The sequence below is a fragment of the Pseudomonas sp. FG86 genome, assembly GCF_057808775.1.
The window spans coordinates 1-5307 of record NZ_JBMDIS010000166.1 but is presented as its reverse complement, the minus strand read 5'-3'; the positions used below and the strand labels follow the sequence as shown (position 1 = coordinate 5307).

Sequence of the window (5307 nt, the reverse complement as noted above, 5' to 3'; positions counted from 1 at the left end):
TTTGGTTACTTTTGGCTGGGCCGGCATCCCGGGCTCTTTTCCAAAAGTGACCCGCCGTAAGGGCGGAACCGCCAGTGGCCGTTACCGCAACAACGGATATGTCCCCAAACCCCACCCCCCTCAAACCACCACCCCCCGCCCCGCCCGCTCAAGATTCCGCCACAACCAAGGCGGCAACACATCCGGATCCAGGCTGTCGATCAAATTCTTCAACCCCAACCCCAACTCCGTATCCCCCTCAATCACCAACCGGCGCCGAAAAAACAACGTATCCGGATCTTCCTGCCGGCTGGCGAGCAACAAGAACTCGCGCCAGTTACCACTGATGCTCACCTGCGCCTCGGCCTTTTGCGCAATACGCAATCCATCGCGCCCCAAGGTCAGGTACCAGCACAACCCCAGGTCAGGAATACGCAGACACATCCAGCGTCCGCGCAGCAGGTCAAACCCACCGTCGCGCAAGGGCTCGGCCAGGCAGCGGTTAAGGGCTTGCTGCAAGACCAGGCGCTGCACGCCAAACGGTACGCGACGGATCAATGGAAACAATTGGTCGGCGCCTTTGAGCAGCCATTGTTTACGACTCAGCACAGCCCCACCTCCTCAACCCGCAACATGCCCGCCTGGCCGTGCCAGTAGCCGTTGCAACCATCGACATACAGCGGCGGCGTAGCGCCCTGGCGCACCTGGTCGAAGGCTCGCACCACCTCGACCATGCCCTCGGCTCGCGGGCTCAGGCGCAACAGATCGGCACCACTGGACACCAGGCCGGGGTAATCGGCCAGCAGGTTAGTCACGTCGGCCGACATGGTCTGGATACCGTTCAAGGTGAACAGCGCCTGCCCTTCCTGGCTGGTCAGCGCCATGCCGTCGGGGTAGTTGATGCAGCAGAACTGGCAGTCATCCTTGGGCCGGTTTTCGGCACGAGCGGTGAAGCAGCGCGCCGAATACGCCAGGGGCAAGTGGCCGTAGGCGAAGATTTCCACTTCGGGCAACGGCCGGCCCAATTCGCGTACCTGCTCCAGCACATCGGCGATCAAGCCCTGGGAGCATTCCACCGGCGGCACCCAGCGTTGCATGCCCGCATCGAGCAGTTGCACCAGGGCGTGGCCGTTGTAGAGGTTGAGCGCCGGGCCGCCGACAAAGGGCAATTTGCGCTCGATCAACATCTGCACCGCCCCCATGTCGTTGGCTTCCACCAACAGTTCGCCGTTGTCGCACAGGCGGCGCAGGCTCGACAGTTCGGAGGCGGCTTCGATCAAGGTCAGGCTCGATAACACGATCTGCGCCGAGCTGTACGTTTGCAGTTCCCGGCCCAGGCCCAACCAGTGATCCAGGGTGAACGCGCGGCGTTTGGCGCACACGGTTTCGCCCAGGTAAATCACGTCCAGGGGCAAGCCGGCCATGTCTGAATAGAAGCGCCCCAGGTGTTCCTTATCCCAATAAAACAGCACCGGTCCCAGGCTGAGTTTCATCTGTGTCTCCTCACTGCCACGCACGATGGTAGGCGCCGAGCGTGGTCTGGCTGCCTTCGGATAACCCGGCCAGCACCTGGCGCCACTGGTCCTTGACCACAAAACTGGCAGGCGCATTGCGGTGGGCGTCCAGCGCGGCGCGCCAGACCCGGGTGACTTGTTCCACATAGGCCGGGCTGCGTTGCCGGCCTTCGATCTTGACCGCTTCGACGCCGATGGCGGTGAGCTCCGGCACCAGGTCGAGGGTGTCGAGGCTGGTGGGTTCTTCGAGGGCATGGAAGCGCTTGCCGCCCACCAGGAAGCGGCCCTTGCACAGGGTCGGGTAGCCGGCGGGTTCGTTCCGGGTGTAGCGGTCGATCAGCACTTCGCTCAGGCGCGCACTCAAGCCGTCGGCGTCCTCGCTCCAGCGCACGGCCTTGGCCGGCGAACACACGCCGCAGAGGTTGGGCGACTCGCCGGTGATGTAGGAAGACAGGTGGCAACGCCCCTCGGCCATGATGCACAGGCTGCCGAAACCGAACACTTCGATCGGCACCGGGCTGCTCGCGGCCACTTGCTTGACCTGGGCCAGGGACAGCACGCGGGGCAACACCGCGCGACGAATGCCGTAGCGTTCGGCATAGAATTTCAGCGCCGCCGCATGGGTGGCCGAGCCCTGTACCGACAGGTGCAAGGCCATCTGCGGATGGTGCCGGCTGGCGTAGTCGAGTACCCCGGGGTCGGCGGCGATCAGCGCATCCACGCCGTGGTCTGCCGCGCGGTCGACAGCGCGCTGCCAACGCGCCCAGATCTTCGGTTGTGGGTACGTATTGACCGCCACGTACAGCTTGCGCTGGTGCTGGCGAATAAAGGCGACGGCACCGTCGAATTGTTTGTCGTCCATGTTCAGCCCGGCGAAGTGCCGGGCATTGGTGTCATCGCGAAAACCGACATACACCGCATCGGCGCCTTGGCGCACCGCGGCTTTGAGCGCAGGCAGGTTGCCTGCGGGGCAGACCAGTTGCATGGGGGTTCCTCACAAAAATTCAGCGAAAGACAGAAATGGCACCGGTGCATCCCTGGGCACCTGATGCTCGCGCTCGATGATCACCAGGCCATCGGCCCAACAGGCGGCGGTGAGCATCGCCGAGCTTTGCTGGGGGTGCAGCACCGCGCGCAATTGCCCATCCTCGCCGGGGCTCAGGCGCGCGCGCAGGTATTGGCGGCGCTTGTTGGGCTGGAGCCATTCAAAATCGGCCGGCACCTGGATCGGTACCGGCAGCACCCGCGCCACACCTTGGGCGCGCAACAGGAACGGACGCACCACCACCAACGCGGTGATCAACGCCGCCGACGGGTTGCCGGGCAAACCCAGCCATGGCTTGCCCGCCACCTCGCCAAACGCCAGGGGCTTGCCGGGCTGAATCGCCAGGCGCCAGAAGTCCACGCGGCCGAGTTCTTCGATGGCCTGCTTGAGGTGGTCCTCCTCCCCCACCGATACACCGGCAGACGTCAACAGCACGTCGCATTCGGAGGACGCCAGGGCCAGTGCATCGCGGCTGGCGGCCAGTTCGTCGGCCATCACGCCGTAGTCGAGCACGTCCACGCCCCAGCCGCGCAGCAGCGCGGCCAGGGCATATCGGTTGCTGTTGTAGATCTGCCCAGGCACCAGTGCCTCACCCGGCTCGCGCAGTTCATTGCCGCTGCTGAGCAGGCACACCCGTAGCGGGCGGTAGACTTTCAGGCGCGGGATGCCGGCCGATGCGAGCAAGCCGATGTCCTGGGCACGCAGGCGCTTGCCCACGGCGACCAGGGTCTGGCCGCGTCGCAACTCTTCGCCCTGCTTGCGCACATGCTCACCCAGGCGCACCGGTGGGCACCAGATACGCTGGCCGTAAAGGCGGCAGCGTTCCTGGGGCACCACCGTGTCGGCACCGGCCGGTACCGGCGCACCGGTAAAGATGCGCACCGCCTGCCCGGCCTGCACCTTCGCCGTGCTGTGCTGGCCAGCGGCAATGCGCCCGGCGAGCATCAGGTAGCCCCCCTCTGCCGGTACGTCCTCGGCGCGCAGGGCGTAGCCATCCATGGCGCTGTTGTCGAACCCCGGCAGGTCCAGGGGCGAGAACAGTTCCTCGGCGACCACCCGCCCCAGGGCGTGCTCCAGGTCGATTACCTGAGTGCCCGGCGGCGGCGGTGCCTGGGCCAGCAGCGTGGCGATGGCCTCGTCCACCGGCATCAGGTGGCCGCTGTCGCACACCGAAACGCTCACGAACGCGACTCGCAGGCTTGCAGGATCTGCTCGGGCTGGGGCTTGAGGTGCGGCACGAAGTTGCACGGGCCGGTGCGGCTGTCCAACTGGCCCGCGAGGATCTGATCCCAGGCGGTACGGCACGCGCCCGGCGAACCCGGCATGCAGCACACCAGCACGCCGTTGCTGATGCCGGCCAACGCACGGGATTGCAAGGTGGAAGTGCCGATTTCGACCAGGGACACCTGGCGGAACAACTCGCCGAAGCCCTCCACGTGTTTGTCCAGCAACGGCAGCACCGCTTGGGGCGTGTTGTCACGGGCGGTGAAGCCGGTGCCGCCGGTCATCAGCACCACTTGCACATCAGGGTCGGCGATCCACAGGGAGACCTGCGCACGAATCTGGTAGATATCGTCGATCACCAGGCCACGGTCGACCAGCACATGCCCGGCACCTTGCAGGCGGTCCACCAGGGTCTGCCCGGAGGTGTCGGTGTCGAGGGTGCGGGTGTCGCTGATGGTCAGCACGGCGATGTTCAGGGGGATGAAATGACGTTGTTTCAAATGGGCCATGATCAAGGCTCCAGGCGTAAAGAAAGTGGCTGTCAGCCTGCGCCGCAATGGGCGCAGGGCCTATTCCTCCAAGGAGGTATCTCGTTCAGGGGGCCAGGCGCGTGCGCTGCCACGTCCCGGCGTGCAAGCGGTAATCGAGGCGGTCGTGCAGGCGGTCAGGGCGGCCTTGCCAGAACTCGATGCGCTGCGGTTGCAGGCGGTAGCCGCCCCAATGCTCAGGGCGCGGCGGTTGCTGCCCGGCGAAACGCTCGGTGACCTCACGCAAGCGGCTTTCCAGCTCGCTGCGATGGCTAAGGGGCTGGCTTTGCGGCGAGGCCCAGGCACCCAACTGACTGGCGGCCGGACGCGCGTCAAAATAATCGTCCGACAGCTGCGCATCCGCCCGCACCACAGGGCCTTCGATACGCACCTGCCGCTCCAGCCCCGGCCAGAAAAACGTCATGGCCGCATGGGGATTACTCGCCAACTCCTCCCCCTTGGCACTCTGGTAATGGCCGAAAAAGAAAAAACCCTCAGCGCTGAAACCCTTGAGCAACAGAATGCGGCAATGGGCATGGCCCTGACTGTCCACGGTGGCCAACGCCATACTATTGGCCTCGACCGGAGGCACTTCGGTTTTACGCGCCTGATCCAACCACTGGCCAAACAGCACCAAGGGATCGTCCTGCGCCAAGTCATCACGCAAGCCATAAAGGGTGTAGTTGCGGCGCAATTGCGCAAGAGACAAAGGCATGGCGCAGTCCTCCAGAAAGTTCGCCACAGTGTGAGAACTACCGCGCATTTATCCCTTGACCACGATCAACATTCACCCGTGGCATGACGCCGCATGCGGTTACTTGGGCATGGGGTTCTACAGCTGATCGTATTGTTGCGGTTACTCTGGCTCTGCCTTTACTTTGCTTTGCTTTTGCTCTGGCTTTGCTTTTGCTCTGGCTTTGCTTTTGCTCTGGCTTTGCTCTGGCTTTTGATCTTGATCTTAGACGCCCCGTTAAACCACGCTGGCCGAACGCAGGCTTGAATCCGTGGGTAACCCGGC

Annotated in this window: 6 protein-coding genes; all 6 read right to left on the bottom strand. The window is 64.3% G+C overall.

Annotated features, from left to right (window positions below; genetic code table 11):
* Positions 1-120: 120 nt before the first annotated feature.
* Complete coding sequence (ubiT, locus tag ACODSV_RS35900) at positions 121-588, bottom strand: ubiquinone anaerobic biosynthesis accessory factor UbiT (RefSeq protein WP_024075018.1); 468 nt, start codon at positions 586-588, stop codon at positions 121-123.
* Positions 582-1472 (bottom strand): U32 family peptidase, encoded by an 891-nt coding sequence (locus tag ACODSV_RS35895; RefSeq protein WP_150056554.1) that lies wholly within the window; start codon positions 1470-1472, stop codon positions 582-584. Before ACODSV_RS35895 ends, ubiT begins: the two co-directional genes overlap by 7 nt.
* Before the next feature lie 10 nt (positions 1473-1482).
* On the bottom strand, positions 1483-2478 hold the full coding sequence (gene ubiU, locus ACODSV_RS35890) for a ubiquinone anaerobic biosynthesis protein UbiU (RefSeq protein WP_150056555.1): 996 nt from the start codon (positions 2476-2478) through the stop codon (positions 1483-1485).
* A gap of 9 nt (positions 2479-2487) precedes the next feature.
* The gene (locus ACODSV_RS35885; RefSeq protein WP_069076595.1) at positions 2488-3720 is read right to left on the bottom strand and encodes a molybdopterin molybdotransferase MoeA; all 1233 of its coding nucleotides are present in this window, start codon (positions 3718-3720) and stop codon (positions 2488-2490) included.
* Positions 3717-4271 (bottom strand): molybdenum cofactor biosynthesis protein B, encoded by a 555-nt coding sequence (gene moaB / locus ACODSV_RS35880; RefSeq protein ID WP_069076594.1) that lies wholly within the window; start codon positions 4269-4271, stop codon positions 3717-3719. Before moaB ends, ACODSV_RS35885 begins: the two co-directional genes overlap by 4 nt.
* A gap of 85 nt (positions 4272-4356) precedes the next feature.
* Positions 4357-5004 (bottom strand): pyridoxamine 5'-phosphate oxidase, encoded by a 648-nt coding sequence (gene pdxH, locus ACODSV_RS35875; RefSeq protein ID WP_150056556.1) that lies wholly within the window; start codon positions 5002-5004, stop codon positions 4357-4359.
* Between the last annotated feature and the right edge of the window lie 303 nt (positions 5005-5307).

What these genes read in the sequence shown, in the direction of transcription:
- ACODSV_RS35895 (WP_150056554.1), bottom strand. Translation starts at nt 1,472, where the DNA reads ATGAAACTCAGCCTGGGACCGGTGCTGTTTTATTGGGATAAGGAACAC.
- ubiU (WP_150056555.1), bottom strand. Translation starts at nt 2,478, where the DNA reads ATGCAACTGGTCTGCCCCGCAGGCAACCTGCCTGCGCTCAAAGCCGCG.
- moaB (WP_069076594.1), bottom strand. Translation starts at nt 4,271, where the DNA reads ATGGCCCATTTGAAACAACGTCATTTCATCCCCCTGAACATCGCCGTG.
- pdxH (WP_150056556.1), bottom strand. Translation starts at nt 5,004, where the DNA reads ATGCCTTTGTCTCTTGCGCAATTGCGCCGCAACTACACCCTTTATGGC.